This is a genomic window from Bathymodiolus heckerae thiotrophic gill symbiont (genome assembly GCF_900128515.1).
GTDB lineage: Bacteria > Pseudomonadota > Gammaproteobacteria > PS1 > Pseudothioglobaceae > Thioglobus_A.
The window spans coordinates 21,688-37,190 of sequence record NZ_FQTP01000006.1 but is presented as its reverse complement, the minus strand read 5'-3'; the positions used below and the strand labels follow the sequence as shown (position 1 = coordinate 37,190).

The following is a 15,503-nucleotide window of genomic DNA, read 5'->3' as shown; positions in this document are numbered from 1 at the left end:
TGGTATCGTTCATCGTTAGTCAGTTGTTGATAATTCATTGCAATTTCCCGTAGTAAGAAAATAGCAAAGTTTATTACAACTGGCTATTTAATTACAATTAAAATTGCACTTGTTATGCGAATTCAAGTAATATTATTACTGCTAACCAGCATTTAAAGGTTTGCAGTGCGGTAGCTGTGACGTAATCAGAGTATAAGGCGAATATATTGATAATATTTGTACACCTTAAAGTTTTGAAGTAGAAAAAATCAAGGGTCATGACAACTTAAGCGACTCTTTTCTGAACATTTCAAGCAAAATCTTATAAAGATTTTGCTTGCGATTATATTCGAGCAATTGATACTCGTAAAATTACATCAGAATTACTAATTAGGCTCAGCCAAAATAAAATGCAAGAAATTGAAGAAAAGCTTGGTTGGATATTGGGATTTAAGGCTGAATTAGATTCAGTATCAAGTGATAAAAGTTTAAACAAGGCTTTTATGATTGAAGAAGCTTTGTCACATTACTTTCATGCGTTAAAAGAAATACCGAGTGAAATGATTCTTCCTAAGAGAATACCATTAAGCGAAAAGGATTCATCCAATTAGAAAAATTACTTAAAAAGAAGTCATATAAAGCATTAATAGATTTAATGAGTGAGTAATTTGGTCATCAGAAAACTTGACAAAGATGATGACGCCAGGATTTAAGTCAAAATAAAGTTATCGCTAAATAAGGTGAAAAAGTTACCAAGATGGCAAAAAAAGAGATAGAGCTAAATACAGATGAGAGTATCATTTCTAACTAACAAATAACAGGAATAATTTATGCCAACGATATCCATGTTTTATGGTGTACTTATTAGAATGTTTTTTCATGATACAGGTAAACACCATTTGCCACATATTCATGCAGAATACCAAGGAGAGGTTGGTGTTTATGCGATTAAAGATGGTCAGCTACTTTCGGGAAATTTACCCGCCAAAAAACATAAACTAGTTATTGCTTGGATTGAAATTCATCACGATGATTTAAAGGCAGATTGGGAGCTTGCTGTTAACGGTAAAAAGCCATTTCCCATCAGAGGGCTTGATCAATGATAATCACTCAGATAGAGCCACAGGAGAGCTACAGATTACGTATTTCTGCAAAAGACGGCAGGACAGGCTTGTTTGACGTTTCCCCCTATTTAAACTCAGAGGCATTTGAGCCATTAAAAGATGATGATAATTTTATAAAAATTCAAAATGGAAAATACTATATTGAATGGGAGTGCGGGGCAGATTTATCAGCAGATACAATAGAATCTGAGTGGAAAATCGCCTAATAGAGCGCTTAGCCTACTGATTTTAAACTCTTTGTAGAAGGGTGGCTAATTCATGAATCTTGATAATAGCCATTATCGTCATTTATACCTTTTAACACTCTATAAAATTAATTCCTAAATAAATCCCTTAAATTATTAAATCATCTCAAAAAAACTAATTATGAGTAATAAAAAAATAGCCTTAATCGGCCTTGGTTACGTAGGCCTTCCTCTTGCTGTCGAGTTCGGTAAAAAACGTACAGTTGTTGGTTTTGATATTAACCAGCCTAGAATTAATGATCTTAAAAATGGTGTTGATTCGACTCTTGAGACTACCTCTGAAGAGCTTAAAGATGCAGTTCATTTAAGCTACGCAACCAACCTAGAAGATATTAAAGATTGCACTATTTTTATTGTTACCGTTCCGACACCAATTGACAAACATAAAAGACCTGATTTAACTCCTTTAGAAAAATCTAGTGAGGCAGTAGGTTCCATTCTTAAAAAGGGTGATATTGTTATTTATGAATCAACAGTTTATCCAGGTGCTACTGAAGAAGTTTGTGTGTCAATTCTTGAAGAGCAGTCAGGCTTGATATTTAACAAAGATTTTTACTGTGGCTATTCACCTGAGCGCATTAATCCAGGAGATAAAGAGCATCGTTTAACTACCATTAAAAAAGTAACATCAGGATCAACCCCTGAGATTGCTACTGAAGTTGACGAGTTATACCAAGAAATTATTACTGCTGGTACACACAAGGCCAGTAGTATTAAAGTAGCTGAAGCTGCTAAAGTTATTGAAAATACTCAAAGAGATGTAAACATTGCTCTTATTAATGAACTTGCTCTTATTTTTAATAAACTAGATATTGATACAGAATCCGTATTAGAAGCTGCAGGCACTAAATGGAATTTTTTACCATTTAGACCGGGCTTAGTAGGAGGGCACTGTATTGGTGTTGATCCATACTACTTGACTCATAAAGCATTAGAGGTTGGTTATAACCCAGAAATGATTCTTGCAGGACGTAGATTGAACGATAGCATGGGATCTTATGTGGCAGACCAGGTATCGAAATTAATGACTAAGAATCGCATTCATGTTGTGGATGCGAATGTATTGATTATGGGCCTAACTTTCAAAGAGAACTGTCCTGATCTTCGTAATACCCGCGTAGTAGATCTAGTTGAAGAGTTTGAAGGATTTAATTGCAATGTTGATGTGTACGACCCATGGGTTGATAAAGGTGAAGCTGTACATGAGTATGGTATTAAGCCAATCAATCAACCAGTAGAAGGTAAATATGATGCAATATTGTTAGCAGTTGCACATGATGAATTTAAAGCGTTATCATTAGAGCAAATAAAAGCCTTTGGTAAGGAAAACTATGTGCTTTATGATATTAAGTATTTGCTAGATGCTAATGAAGTGGATGGAAGACTATAAATGACTAAATACGAACAATTACAAGAACATTTAAAAGACAATCAAAACACCTGGTTGGTGACAGGAGTTGCGGGTTTTATTGGTTCTAACTTACTAGAGAAGTTGCTAATTCTTAATCAAAAGGTGGTGGGTCTGGATAACTTTGATACCGGTCATCAGCATAATATTGATCAGGCAATAGAGGACGCTAATAAAGCTACTGGTAAAGACTTAAGTGGTAATTTTAAGTTTATTAATGGTGATATAAGAGAGATAGAGGATTGCAAACAAGCGTGTGATGGTGTAGATTATGTTTTGCACCAAGCAGCATTGGGTTCAGTTCCTAGATCAATCGAAGACTCTATTAATACTAATAGGGCAAATATTGATGGCTTCTTAAACATGCTAGTTGCCAGTAAGGATGCTAATGTAAAAAGATTTGTCTATGCCGCATCAAGCTCTACCTATGGAGACCATCCAGATCTACCAAAAGTAGAAGATAAGATTGGCAGTCCTTTAAGTCCTTATGCGGTGACTAAAGTTGTTAATGAGCTTTACGCAAATGTATTTGCAAAGACCTATGGGTTTAAAACCATAGGATTAAGATACTTCAACATCTTTGGTAAAAGACAAGACCCAAATGGCGCCTATGCGGCAGTAATACCAAAATGGGTGGCAGCCATTTTAAATAAAGAAGATGTGTTTATTAATGGCGATGGCGAAACTAGTAGAGACTTTTGTTATATTGATAATACAGTTCAGATGAACCTTCTCGCAGCAACTACTGATAATGATGAAGCTACTGATCAAGTATATAATGTTGCTCTTAATGATAGAACAAGTCTAAACAAGCTTTACCAAATGATTGAAGAAAGGCTTATTCAGAGAATATCAGGATTGGAAAAGAAGAAGCCGATCTATAGAGATTTTAGAGCCGGGGATGTTAGACACTCTCAAGCCAATATAAATAAAGCAAAAACACTGCTAGACTATCAGCCAAAGTTTATGATATCTAAAGGAATGGATGAGTCGATGGATTGGTATGTGGAGCACTTAAACTAAATCACAGAATCAAAGTGAAGTTGACTTAGTTTTTTATAAAAAACGTATGAAAAATACATCTGATAGTTTATTGCATTATTACAAAATGTTCCAGAAGCATTTGGGTGCACGTATTTATTTGATATTTGCTTTGACTATGGTTGCTGCGCTTTTTGAGGGTTTTGGCATCTTGATGTTACTCCCTCTATTACAGAGACTGGATACGATTAATAATTCAGTAATAGAGGTTCAATCTGCAACTATAGATAATGTAACGAATTCTACAGATATTGGGGATTATTTATTAGGCTTTCTTAACTATCTGGGATTAAGTGATTCAATTGCCACTGTATTGGTGGTAATCGCAATATCATTTATAATAAAAGGCGCGCTTACTTTTGTAGCTCTAGCTTACAATGCTAATCTTACTGGACAGCTGTTGCGAGAATTAAAAAGTGATCTTTTTACATATTATAGTCAGATGCAATATGGTTATTATGTAAGTAAAGATACAGGGTATTTTATTAATGTAATTAATGAACAAGTTTCACGCTCGATGCAATCCTTTTCATCATTCACTCAACTAGGGGCACACATTGTTAATACTGTTGTATATTTGATATTAGCTTTTTTAGTGGCCTGGCGATTCGGCCTTATGGCTGTATGTGCAGGCATCATTTTACTACTGATATTTCGTCGGCTAAGTGCATATGTTCTAAGTTTGTCTAGATTAACAGCAAAAGAAAACGGCCATTTGTCGAAGTTACTTATTCAAACATTACAAGCTTTTAAGTATTTAACTTCTACTCATCAAACTCCCACTTTAGAAAAGAATGTTATGACTTCGATTGGTAATCTTGTTGATTATCAGGTGCGTTCAGGAATTTCAGCTGGATTGACTCAATCAGTACGCGAGCCTATTGCCGTAACGCTTATTATGTCAATTTTGATGTTACAGATTTTCTTTTTAGGGCAATCAATAGAGCCTATTTTAGTCTCTATTGTGCTATTCCATCGCGGACTTAATTCAATCCTAGCAATTCAAGGTGCTCGACAAACCATGTTAGAGTACGTTGGTAGTATGGAGTTGGTACATGAAGAGATTAGAATGCAGTATCAATATAAAGAGAAAGACGGACCTATTAAAGTGGGGTCATTGACTCAAGGTATTGTTTTTGACAATGTGTATTTTAGTTACAATTCAAAACATAACGATATAATTCAAGGGATTAGTTTAAAAATTCTAGCAAAGACTTCAATTGCTTTAGTTGGTGGGTCTGGTGCAGGAAAGTCAACCTTGGTAGACTTGCTTACATTGATGATAAAGCCTAGACAAGGCGAGGTGCTAATAGATAGTGTGTCAAGTGAAGATATAGAGCTTGAAAGCTGGAGAAGGCAGATAGGATATGTCTCCCAAGAGACTATTATTTTTGATGATAGTATTTTTAACAATATATGCATGGGATTTGAAAGCCAAGATAAAGGTGAAAACCTTTCTGATCGTATTAAAAAGGCAGCACAACAGGCTAATATTTCAGACTATATAGAAAGCCTTCCTGACGGATATCAAACTTTAGTTGGGGATAGGGGGATACGACTTTCGGGTGGGCAGCGACAGCGCTTGTTTATAGCTCGAGAACTGTTTCGTGAACCAAAACTATTAATACTTGATGAAGCTACAAGTGCTTTAGATTCTGAATCAGAGCGCTCTATTCAAGAAAGTATTGATAAACTTAACGGTACAATGACTGTGGTTATTATTGCTCATCGATTATCTACAATTCGTAATGTAGATCGAATTTATGTATTGGATTCAGGGAGACTGATTGAACAGGGAACGTACCAACAATTACGCAACAAGAAAGATTCAAAATTTAGCTCGTTAATAGCAATGCAAGAGCTTTGAATTATGAACTTTAATCAAAAGGTGTTATAAATGCTTGAAATGATTCCATACGGTCGTCAATTAATTGACAAAGATGATATTGACGCGGTTATTTCAGTATTAAAATCAAATTTTTTAACACAGGGGCCAATGGTTCCAAAGTTTGAAGATGTGGTGTCCAGTCATGTCGGAGCAAAATATTCAGTAGCAGTAAATAATGCTACATCAGCACTACATATTGCTTGTCTAGCATTGGAGCTTGGCCCAGGAGATTGGCTTTGGACAGTTCCAAACACATTTGTAGCATCAGCGAATTGTGCTTTATATTGTGGAGCAAAAGTAGATTTTGTCGACATTGATGATAGAACATACAATATGTGCTCTAAAACTTTAGAGAAGAAGCTTAAAAATGCACAGGAACTTGGAAAATTGCCAAAAATAGTTATTCCCGTTCATTTTAGTGGTCAGTCATGCGATATGCAACGTATTCATGAGTTATCTAATATTTATGGGTTTAAAATTATTGAAGATGCTTCACATGCTATTGGCGGTAAGTATCAAAATCAATGGGTTGGCAATTGTCGTTACAGTGATATTACTATTTTTAGTTTTCATCCAGTAAAAATAGTGACTACTGGTGAGGGGGGTATGGCGCTAACTAATAATAAAGTGCTTTCTAATCGTATGCTGAAATATAGAAGTCATGGCATTACAAGTGATAAGTCAGAAATGCAATCAAGGCCAAAAAATGAAATTTGGAATTATCAACAAATACAATTGGGATTTAATTACAGAATGACTGACATTCAAGCAGCACTTGGAGTGAGTCAGATGAATCATCTTAATGCCTTTATAACAAGGAGGAATGAGATTGCTACAAGATATGATCGTCTGTTGAATGACTTACCTATTGGTCTGCCTTGGCAACATCAAGATAGTTACTCTTCTTATCATCTTTACCCTATTAGATTAGATCTTAGTGTTATTGAAAAAACACAGCAACAAGTATACGAAGCATTGCATCGTATGAAGATTATGGTAAACCTGCATTATATCCCTGTATACCTGCAACCTTATTATGAAAGAATGGGGTTTAATTCAGGCTATTGCCCTATTGCAGAGCAATATTACAAAGAAACTCTTAGTATTCCTATGTATCCATCGATGACTAACAAACAACAAGACTATGTAATTAATAATTTACGAAGGGTTATAGGCTCATGAACATATGCGTAATACCTGCACGAGGAGGCAGCAAGCGCATCCCAAGAAAAAATATTAAAGCATTTAATGGTAAGCCGATTATTGCATACTCTATTGAAGCTGCACTTGAGAGTAATTGTTTTGATCAGGTTATTGTTTCTACAGATGACAATGAAATTGCAGAAGTTGCAAAAACGTATGGTGCTAAAGTGCCGTTTATCAGGCCAGCTGAGCTGTCTAATGATTATGCGGGCACTATTCCAGTTATTAAGCACACGATTGAATGGCTAGAGGATCATAATAATACTATTGATAATGTGTGTTGCTTATATGCAACAGCACCATTTATTCAATCTCAGACAATATCCAAGGCCTTTCAACAACTGCAAGAATTAAAGGCTGATTATTGTTTTAGCGTGACAAGCTTTGCCTTTCCAATTCAAAGATCGATAAGAATTACTCAAGATGATAAAGTGAGTATGTTTTATCCTGAGAATTTTAACGTTAGATCTCAAGATTTAGAAGAAGCCTATCATGATGCAGGACAGTTCTATTGGGGTAAAACACAAGCCTTTAAAGATGAGTTGCCGATTTTTTCTGAAACAGCGAGTCCGTATATTCTGCCAAGATATTTAGTGCAAGATATTGATACTACGGAGGACTGGATAAGGGCAGAGGTTATGTACAGGGTTTTACAAGAAACAGGCCTATTGTCATGAGAGTTGTTTTTCGCGTTGATGCTTCTTTGCAGATGGGTACAGGGCATGTGATGCGCTGCTTGACTCTAACTCAAGTGCTAAAAGAAAATGGAGCAAATGTTGAGTTTATTTGTCGAAGACACAAAGGAAACTTAATGGATAAGATTCGTTCAAATGGGCTTGTTGTTCATGAGTTAGAGATGTTTGAAGAGACTGAAGTTGATACTAGTTTAGCGCATTCTCACTGGCTAGGGGCGACCCAACAACAAGATGCCGATGATTGTGTTGATATGCTCAAAGCGAAAAAAAATGATTGGTTGATTGTTGATCATTACGCCCTGGATGAGCATTGGCAAAAGAGACTTAAGCCTTACTATGAAAAATTAATGGTGATTGATGATTTGGCAGATCGAAAGCACCAGTGCGATATTTTACTTGACCAAACATTTGGCCGCCAACAAGGGGATTATTTAGCATTTACTACCAAAGGTTGTGAGTTGTTATTGGGATCGCAATATGCACTACTCAGACCGGAATTTTCCAAATGGAGACCGTATAGTATAGAGCGTCGCAGTCACTCAGAGTTTAAGCAATTACTTATTAATATGGGCGGTGTTGATGTTAACAATGTTACTGAGAATGTTTTAGATGAGTTAAAGTTATGCAACTTACCAAATGATATGAATATTATCGTTGTAATGGGCGGTTCAGCCCCTCATCTTGAGAGTGTTAAGTCCAAAGCGATCACACTACCCTACAAGACAGAAGTTAAAGTCGATGTAGGTAATATGGCTGAAATCATGGCAAATTCTGATATCGCAATTGGTGCAGCTGGAGCCACAACATGGGAGCGATGTTGCTTGGGTTTGCCAACTATTCAAATTGTAATTGCTAAAAATCAAGTTACTATTGCGAAATCTCTTGCAGAAAGTGGTGCGATTAAGTTATTGAAAAGTATAGGAAGTATATCAAGAGTAATAAATAATCCAACAAAATGGATGCTAAATGTTAGTAATATTGCTCGCCATGTAACTGATGGCTTAGGGGTAAAGAGAGTTGCCAATGTACTTATGGATAATAAATTATGAATATTTCAATATTGATTACGTCTATAGAACATCCTGTAAATACTTATGTAAATAAATGGGTAGAAACAAATAAAAGTCATCAAATAAATATCATCCATTCAAAGAAAGAAATAACATCTGGCGACATTTTATTCTTAATATCATGTTCTGACATAGTGTCGAAGTCAGAAAGAAAGAAGTTTAATAAAACGCTGGTTGTTCATGCAAGTGACTTGCCATATGGTAGAGGTTGGAGTCCACATGTGTGGGAAATTATTAATGGAGCAACTGATATTACCTTAAGCTTATTAGAAGCTGAGAACAAAGTCGACACTGGTGATATTTGGAAGAAGATTAGTGTGTCAATTCCAAAAACAGCCCTTTTTGATGAAATTAATGAATTAATTTTTGATTCAGAGCTAGCATTAATGGATTTTGCAATTGAAAATTACAATACTATAGAGCCAAAAAAACAGCCTAATTTTGATGGCGAATGCTGGCCAAAAAGATCACCAAAGGATAGTGTAATTGATATAAATCAAACTATATACGAGCAGTTCGATTTAATAAGAGTATGCGACCCAAAAAGATTCCCTGCTTACTTTTATAAAGATGGAGTAAAGTTTAATATAATAATTGAGAAGAATAATGAGTGACTTTATTACAATCAACGGTAGAAAAATTGGAAATAGTTTTACACCTTATATTATTGCTGAAATGTCAGCAAACCATAATGGCGATATTAATAATGCATATAAGATTATAGATATGACCAAGTCATCAGGCGCTGATTGTGTAAAGTTACAGACCTATACTCCTGATACTTTAACAATTGATAGTACCTTGTCAGACTTCCAATTAACGGAGGGGCTTTGGTCTGGACAAAGCTTGTATGAACTATATAAAAGCGCATTTATGCCATGGGAATGGCATAAACCATTATTCGATTATGCAAAAAAAGTTGGTATTACGATATTTAGCTCTCCATTTGATAATACCGCTGTTGATCTATTAGAAGATTTAAATACGCCAGCATATAAGATCGCCTCTTTTGAGGCGGTGGATCTTCCTTTGATAAAATATGTAGCTCAAACTGGAAAACCCATGATTATCTCAACTGGTATGGCAGATACACAAGAAATTCAAGAAGCTATTGAAGCTGCTCGAGAAGGAGGGTGTAAAGAGTTGGCCATACTTCATTGTGTGAGCGGCTACCCTGCACCAGCAGCCGATTATAATTTAAGAACACTGGCTGATATGCAGGGCAAATTTGGATTAGTTACTGGTTTGTCAGACCACACAATTGACAACACGACAGCAATTACTAGTGTCGCATTAGGCGCATCAATTATTGAAAAACATGTAACTCTAGATCGTAATGGCGGCGGTCCTGACGATTCTTTTTCACTTGAATCAGAAGAATTAAAGCAATTGTGTGTAGGGGCTAAAACCGCATGGGAATCGCTTGGACAGGTTGATTATGGTAGAAAATCGAGCGAACAGGCTAACGTAAAATTTCGACGTTCGTTGTATTTTGTAAAAAATATCAAAGAAGGTGAGATAATTACCAAGGATCATGTAAGAAGTATTAGGCCTGGTTATGGAGTTTTGCCAAAATTTCTTGATGATATTCTTGGAAAGAAAGTCTGTTGTGATATAGAATCAGGAACAGCAGTTCAATTTAAACATTTATAAAAGAAAGGAAGATTTTTACATGAAAAAATACTGCTATTGCATGACCGGTAATAAAGTTTGGCTAGATTCCGCTATCGACCTATATGAAAGAGGTGTTGCAAAACCAGTATTATGGCTTGGTGATGATTGTCATTACCATAAAGCAACTAAGGTTTTCGGAGGGGATGTTGTTGTTCGGATGTTGGACTTTGTTCATTATCAACAAAATATAAAAAATATTAATTACAATGGTGAAAATATTGAATTTTTTTCATCTAAACACTATTTACGCGCTAAGGATAGATGTTTAAAGATGATGGATAGGCTTGACTTATATGGCACCTTTGGAAGAATAGATAGAGAGGCTATTTTTAATAAATTAGCTATTTGGATATTGAAGAGGGTAGAGGAGTCTCAGCCGGATGCTTTGGTTGTGGTGGAAAACCCTCATTCTCATGCGCAATATTTATTATATGAAATATGCATATATTTAGACATAGAGATTGTTAAATTTAATACCTGGATGCCAGTTCCATTATTGTTTTTACAATATATTAAGTCAGGAGTTCGACAGAAAAATAAAATAAAAATTGATAAAAGCTTGTCTAAACGTATAGAAGGTGATGTGCTTAATTACATAGACTCTATTACGAATATAAAATCTAGAGATAATTACGAGCTATCTTATATGAAATCTCAAAGACTTCAATCGAAGTGGGTAAATAGCGTTATTACTTTTATTAAAACAGGGTGTATGGTTCTTATTAAGGAGTCCTGGTTTCAAATTCGTATGTCTTATAAGAAGGACTATTATCATATCAATCCATTCAGAATAGGTTTTTTTGGCAGGTCAAAAATTAAGAGATTACGGAAGAAAAATTTACTTAATGAGTTTAAAAGAAAGCAGGAATCTGTAGATTTAGCGAAAAAATATGTTTATTATGCACTTCACTTTGAACCTGAAAGAACAACTAATCCGGATGGTGGAGATTTTCACGACCAAGTTATTGCTATAATTAGGCTAAGAAAGCAATTACCAGATGATGTTGATATTTTTGTCAAAGAACATCCATCGCAATTTTATATGGCTGATAAAGGCTCTCGTGGAAGAAGTCCATTGTTTTATGACCTTATTAAAAATGTTAATGGAGTGAAATTGGTTTCTGAAAATATAAATTCCTTAGAGTTGGTAAAGCATAGTATTTTTGTCGCAACTATTAGCGGTAGTGTTGCATTGGAGGCTGCAGTAATGAATAAGAAAGCCTTAATATTTGGAGACTCTTGGTTTAATGGTTGTCCAAATATTACATCATGGAGTGACAATTTTTCCTTTGAAAATATTACGAAGAAAAGAATATCAGAGACAAGGGAAATTATCAATTTTCTATTATCTGAAAAAGAATTATACGCCGTGCCAGGATGTCAAAATCATAGTGCACAAAACAGGTTTTCTCATTATTTAGACAAAACTTTTGTTAAGTCTGAATTTGAAGGTGTGACACATCTTTTAGAGCAGTTTTTTACAAAATAATATTTATGATCCCTAATACGCAGTTACGTAAACATTTGCCACCCACTTGGTTGACTCGTCTCCAAAATATTAGACATAAGTTTCGTGGCGTCAAGCTCCACTCAGATACTATAATTTATTTTGGGGCAAAATTGCTGCGTTATCCAAAAAATATACATCTCTTTAAAGATGTTATTGTTAAGACTGGAGCGCATATTTGTCCATGTAATGAAAAGTCAGAAGTTTTTATCGGCTCTCGAACAACTATTGGCTTCAATACCTTCATTTATGCATCCTCTATGATTACTATTGGTGAAGATTGTATGATTGCTCCATTTGTGTATATTGTTGATAGTAATCACGGGACTGATAAAAAAAATGTTATGAATAAACAGCTTAATATTTCAAGCCCTATACAAATAGGGTCGGATGTATGGGTTGGATCCCATTCTGTGATACTCAGCGGCATCTCTATTGGAGATGGAGCCATTATAGCCGCAGGCTCTGTTGTTAAAAAAGATGTGCCACCATATACTATTGTAGGTGGTACGCCAGCTACAATCATAGGAAAGCGTAAATGAAAATTGGAATTATTATACTGTGCCGATATAATTCAAGGCGTTTGCTAGGAAAGATACTTACTGAAATCCAGGGTCGAACAATATTAAGTTATATTGTAGAGCGAGTTCAATTGGCTGCATCCTCAAGGCCTTTGGTAGTGGCGACTTCTATAGATAAAAGTGACAATCCGATAGCATCCTACTGCCAAAGAGCTGGAATTAAATGCTTCAGAGGGAGTTTAAATGATGTGTCTAGTCGTTTTTTATCTTGTGCTGATTCGTATAATTGGGATTATGCTGTTCGTATCAATGGAGACAATCTATTTGTCGATATCAACTCTTTACATGCTATGTTGGCAATAGCAGATACCGCTCAGTATGACTTTGTGACAAATGTTCCAGGTAGAACATTCCCGTATGGAATGAGTATAGAAATCATGAAGGTTGATTTCTATCGTATAGTTGTTTCACGTATGGAAGATTCTGGACATCACGAGCATGTTACGTCTTACTTGTATGATAATTCTGAATTTGGAGATAGATATGTTTATATCAATCAAGAATGCCCAGAGGCTTCTGGCTTGCATTTAGCTATTGATACTTTGAAAGATATCAAATTAGCAAATAAGATTGCTTACCGATCTAAAACATCTTTATCCATGTTAAATTTAAAACAAATTTATAATGCTGCAACCAGAAATGATACCCTGTCACTGTGGAAGGGCGAATCTGGACCTATGCTTATTGCCGAAATTGGAGGTAATCATGAAGGCGACTTTAGTGTAGCAAAAAGCATGGTAATTCAAGCTATTGACTCTGGTTCTGATTGTGTGAAATTACAATTATACAATGCCGATACATTGGTTAGCCCTGTCGAAAGTCCTGATCGAAACTCGCATTTTAAGAAATTTGAGCTAACCAAGGCTCAGCATATATTTTTAGCTAAAATGTGTCGTAAATCTGGTGTGATCTATCTTGCTTCTGTGTGGAGTATGGAAATGCTAGATTGGATCGATCCATATCTTGACTTTTACAAAATAGGCTCTGGAGACATGACTGCATGGCCATTACTTCGAGAGTTTGCTCTTAGGGGTAAGCCTATTTTGCTTTCCACTGGCTTGTCGTCAATGGATGAAGTATTGCAGACAGTTAAGTATATTCAAAGTATAAATTCTATTTATTCCGAAGCAGATATGCTTTGCATTATGCAGTGTACATCTATGTACCCTATTCCCGATAGCGATGCTAATTTATTGGTGATGGACTCCCTTAGATCGACTACTGGACTTGCAGTGGGATATTCTGATCATACTATTGGAATGGCAGCACTTCGTGGTGCTGCAGCTATGGGTGCTGACGTGTTAGAATTTCATTTTACCGATTTTCGTAAAGGTAAAACATTTCGAGATCATCAAGTGTCACTTGTCGCTGAAGAAGTATTGCAATTAAAGTCGGATGTATCCAAAATTGTTACGTTGCGGGGTGACGGGATAAAAATTCCTCAGCAAAGTGAACTAGATAATAAGCATGAAATATCTTTTCGTCGCGGAGTTTATGTAAATCGACATATTAATGCAGGTGAACTAATACAGTTCAAAGATTTAATATGTCTTCGACCTGCGCATGGAACTGACGCTAGAGATGCATACCTTTTAATAGGGGCTAAAGCAATGCGTGATCTTGAGCCTTATTGTGCAATTATTAATGGTATAGATTATAACTTAGAATAAAGGTGATTATTAATGTCTTCTAACCCACTTGTGACAATTTATGTACCGTGTAGAAATTACGGTTGTTTTTTAACGCAGTGTGTTGAAAGCATTCTATCTCAACTGTATACTAATTGGGAGTTGATTATTGTTGATGAGGCATCTACTGATGACACATCTACTATCGCCGAAGAATTTAGTCGTAAAGAATTGAATCGTATTACTTTTGTTAAAAATCACAAACCACTTGGTTTACAAAAGTTATCAAATTATATCTTAGGGCGTGCTAATGGTAAATATATGGTGCGACTAGATGCAGATGATTGGCTAGATGAAACTGCTCTTTTGAGTATGGTAACAAAGTTAGAAAATAATCCCGATATAGGCATGGTTTATGGAAATTATTTCTATGTAGATATAGATGGAAAAATATTAGATATGGAATATCGTCATAAGCTAGGTGTAGAGGATATGGCAGGACATCTAGCTCCTCATGGAGCGTGCACAATGTTTAATACGCGTGCACTAAAAAATGTTGGAGGGTATTCTGAATCTGTTAGTGCTCAAGATGGATGGGATCTTTGGTATAAATTGTTCAATCGTATCGGAGCAGCGAGCTTAAACATTCCAATATTTTACTATCGACAACATGGAGATTCAATGAGTCGCGACTCTAAACGACTTCTTGATGCGCGCAATGGAATATTTAAACGTATTAGCGAAGGGTTGGAAGGGGATTATGACATAACTTGTATAGCTATAATTCCGGTTCGTGAATCATACCCTAATTTTGAGAATGTGCCTTATCGGGAGTTTGATGGGCACTCCCTGCTTGAGAAGGCTATTCTTGTTGCGGCTAGATCAGACAAAATAAACGATGTAGTTGTTTCGTCTGAGAGTCAAAATGTATTAGACTACTCTAAGCGCTTAGAGGATGAGGGTAAAGTTCCAAAGCATTTACGACTAAAGCGATCTAAAAATACAAAGATGTCCAGAGATATACCAATTCAGAGCTTTATGCTTGATGCCGGGGATTATTATGAAAACATAAAGGGCTTTGCTCCAGATGTAATAACATTCCTAAATCTTCATGCGGTATGTCGTCAAACTAAGCATATTGATACAGTTTTAGATGTACTTAGAATTACAGAAAGTGACTCAGTGGTATCGGTTCAAGAGGAGAGAGAGCCAATATTTTCTCATGGAGAAGATGGACTAAATCTTTTGAATCCAGGGCGTTTTCAAGACTTAACGTTTGATCGAGAGCGTCTATATCATTTTAATGGTTCAATTATTTCAACTTGGTGGCAAGTGTTAAAAACACATGGAGTGTTTGGCGAAAAAATAGGATATGTTGAGATGTCACCCGATGAAAGCATCCAAGTAAAGACATCTGATACGCTTGATTTTTTAAATTTAAAAAATAAATAAAATGGCAA

At 35.6% G+C, this 15,503-nt stretch carries 14 protein-coding genes and 1 pseudogene; all 15 read left to right on the top strand.

Annotation, left to right across the window (positions count from 1 at the left end; translation table 11 throughout):
* The first annotated feature begins 389 nt into the window (after window positions 1–389).
* The 15 genes and pseudogenes from BTHERMOSOX_RS01730 (at window position 390) to BTHERMOSOX_RS01660 (ending at window position 15,495) form a co-directional block, all read left to right on the top strand.
* Window positions 390–590, top strand: a complete 201-nt coding sequence (locus BTHERMOSOX_RS01730; RefSeq protein WP_138118797.1) for a hypothetical protein — start codon at window positions 390–392, stop codon at window positions 588–590.
* A 219-nt stretch (window positions 591–809) separates the two neighbouring features.
* The gene (locus tag BTHERMOSOX_RS01725) at window positions 810–1,082 is read left to right on the top strand and encodes a DUF4160 domain-containing protein (RefSeq protein ID WP_171004621.1); all 273 of its coding nucleotides are present in this window, start codon (window positions 810–812) and stop codon (window positions 1,080–1,082) included.
* Entirely contained in the window at window positions 1,079–1,309 is a 231-nt protein-coding gene (locus BTHERMOSOX_RS01720; protein ID WP_138118795.1) for a DUF2442 domain-containing protein, read from the top strand. The genes BTHERMOSOX_RS01725 and BTHERMOSOX_RS01720 overlap by 4 nt, the downstream gene beginning before the upstream one ends.
* A 160-nt stretch (window positions 1,310–1,469) precedes the next feature.
* Window positions 1,470–2,738: a Vi polysaccharide biosynthesis UDP-N-acetylglucosamine C-6 dehydrogenase TviB gene (gene tviB / locus BTHERMOSOX_RS01715; RefSeq protein ID WP_138118793.1), complete on the top strand. Its 1,269-nt coding sequence runs from the start codon at window positions 1,470–1,472 to the stop codon at window positions 2,736–2,738.
* Window positions 2,739–3,779: an NAD-dependent epimerase/dehydratase family protein gene (locus tag BTHERMOSOX_RS01710; RefSeq protein WP_138118791.1), complete on the top strand. Its 1,041-nt coding sequence runs from the start codon at window positions 2,739–2,741 to the stop codon at window positions 3,777–3,779.
* Window positions 3,780–3,825: 46 nt separating this feature from the next.
* A complete protein-coding gene (locus BTHERMOSOX_RS01705; protein ID WP_138118789.1) occupies window positions 3,826–5,664 on the top strand; it encodes an ABC transporter ATP-binding protein in 1,839 nt (612 codons plus the stop codon).
* Between the two features lie 39 nt (window positions 5,665–5,703).
* The gene (pseC, locus tag BTHERMOSOX_RS01700; protein ID WP_138118803.1) at window positions 5,704–6,867 is read left to right on the top strand and encodes a UDP-4-amino-4,6-dideoxy-N-acetyl-beta-L-altrosamine transaminase; all 1,164 of its coding nucleotides are present in this window, start codon (window positions 5,704–5,706) and stop codon (window positions 6,865–6,867) included.
* Complete coding sequence (pseF, locus tag BTHERMOSOX_RS01695) at window positions 6,864–7,565, top strand: pseudaminic acid cytidylyltransferase (protein ID WP_138118787.1); 702 nt, start codon at window positions 6,864–6,866, stop codon at window positions 7,563–7,565. The genes pseC and pseF overlap by 4 nt, the downstream gene beginning before the upstream one ends.
* Window positions 7,562–8,632: a UDP-2,4-diacetamido-2,4,6-trideoxy-beta-L-altropyranose hydrolase gene (gene pseG, locus BTHERMOSOX_RS01690; RefSeq protein WP_138118785.1), complete on the top strand. Its 1,071-nt coding sequence runs from the start codon at window positions 7,562–7,564 to the stop codon at window positions 8,630–8,632. The genes pseF and pseG overlap by 4 nt, the downstream gene beginning before the upstream one ends.
* Complete coding sequence (locus BTHERMOSOX_RS01685) at window positions 8,629–9,267, top strand: UDP-glucuronic acid dehydrogenase (RefSeq protein ID WP_138118783.1); 639 nt, start codon at window positions 8,629–8,631, stop codon at window positions 9,265–9,267. The genes pseG and BTHERMOSOX_RS01685 overlap by 4 nt, the downstream gene beginning before the upstream one ends.
* Complete coding sequence (pseI, locus tag BTHERMOSOX_RS01680) at window positions 9,260–10,306, top strand: pseudaminic acid synthase (RefSeq protein WP_138118781.1); 1,047 nt, start codon at window positions 9,260–9,262, stop codon at window positions 10,304–10,306. Before BTHERMOSOX_RS01685 ends, pseI begins: the two co-directional genes overlap by 8 nt.
* A 19-nt stretch (window positions 10,307–10,325) precedes the next feature.
* Complete coding sequence (locus BTHERMOSOX_RS01675) at window positions 10,326–11,816, top strand: capsular polysaccharide export protein, LipB/KpsS family (protein WP_138118779.1); 1,491 nt, start codon at window positions 10,326–10,328, stop codon at window positions 11,814–11,816.
* 398 nt (window positions 11,817–12,214) lie between these two features.
* Window positions 12,215–12,370 (top strand): annotated as a pseudogene (locus BTHERMOSOX_RS12030) (DapH/DapD/GlmU-related protein); the annotation flags it as partial.
* 2 nt (window positions 12,371–12,372) lie between these two features.
* Entirely contained in the window at window positions 12,373–14,085 is a 1,713-nt protein-coding gene (locus BTHERMOSOX_RS01665; protein WP_138118775.1) for an N-acetylneuraminate synthase family protein, read from the top strand.
* 12 nt (window positions 14,086–14,097) lie between these two features.
* Entirely contained in the window at window positions 14,098–15,495 is a 1,398-nt protein-coding gene (locus BTHERMOSOX_RS01660) for a glycosyltransferase family 2 protein (protein WP_138118773.1), read from the top strand.
* Window positions 15,496–15,503: the final 8 nt, after the last annotated feature.

Coding starts and splice junctions, on each gene's coding strand:
- BTHERMOSOX_RS01730 (WP_138118797.1), top strand. CDS start 390: ATGCAAGAAATTGAAGAAAAGCTTGGTTGGATATTGGGATTTAAGGCT.
- BTHERMOSOX_RS01725 (WP_171004621.1), top strand. CDS start 810: ATGCCAACGATATCCATGTTTTATGGTGTACTTATTAGAATGTTTTTT.
- BTHERMOSOX_RS01720 (WP_138118795.1), top strand. CDS start 1,079: ATGATAATCACTCAGATAGAGCCACAGGAGAGCTACAGATTACGTATT.
- tviB (WP_138118793.1), top strand. CDS start 1,470: ATGAGTAATAAAAAAATAGCCTTAATCGGCCTTGGTTACGTAGGCCTT.
- BTHERMOSOX_RS01710 (WP_138118791.1), top strand. CDS start 2,739: ATGACTAAATACGAACAATTACAAGAACATTTAAAAGACAATCAAAAC.
- BTHERMOSOX_RS01705 (WP_138118789.1), top strand. CDS start 3,826: ATGAAAAATACATCTGATAGTTTATTGCATTATTACAAAATGTTCCAG.
- pseC (WP_138118803.1), top strand. CDS start 5,704: ATGATTCCATACGGTCGTCAATTAATTGACAAAGATGATATTGACGCG.
- pseF (WP_138118787.1), top strand. CDS start 6,864: ATGAACATATGCGTAATACCTGCACGAGGAGGCAGCAAGCGCATCCCA.
- pseG (WP_138118785.1), top strand. CDS start 7,562: ATGAGAGTTGTTTTTCGCGTTGATGCTTCTTTGCAGATGGGTACAGGG.
- BTHERMOSOX_RS01685 (WP_138118783.1), top strand. CDS start 8,629: ATGAATATTTCAATATTGATTACGTCTATAGAACATCCTGTAAATACT.
- pseI (WP_138118781.1), top strand. CDS start 9,260: ATGAGTGACTTTATTACAATCAACGGTAGAAAAATTGGAAATAGTTTT.
- BTHERMOSOX_RS01675 (WP_138118779.1), top strand. CDS start 10,326: ATGAAAAAATACTGCTATTGCATGACCGGTAATAAAGTTTGGCTAGAT.
- BTHERMOSOX_RS01665 (WP_138118775.1), top strand. CDS start 12,373: ATGAAAATTGGAATTATTATACTGTGCCGATATAATTCAAGGCGTTTG.
- BTHERMOSOX_RS01660 (WP_138118773.1), top strand. CDS start 14,098: ATGTCTTCTAACCCACTTGTGACAATTTATGTACCGTGTAGAAATTAC.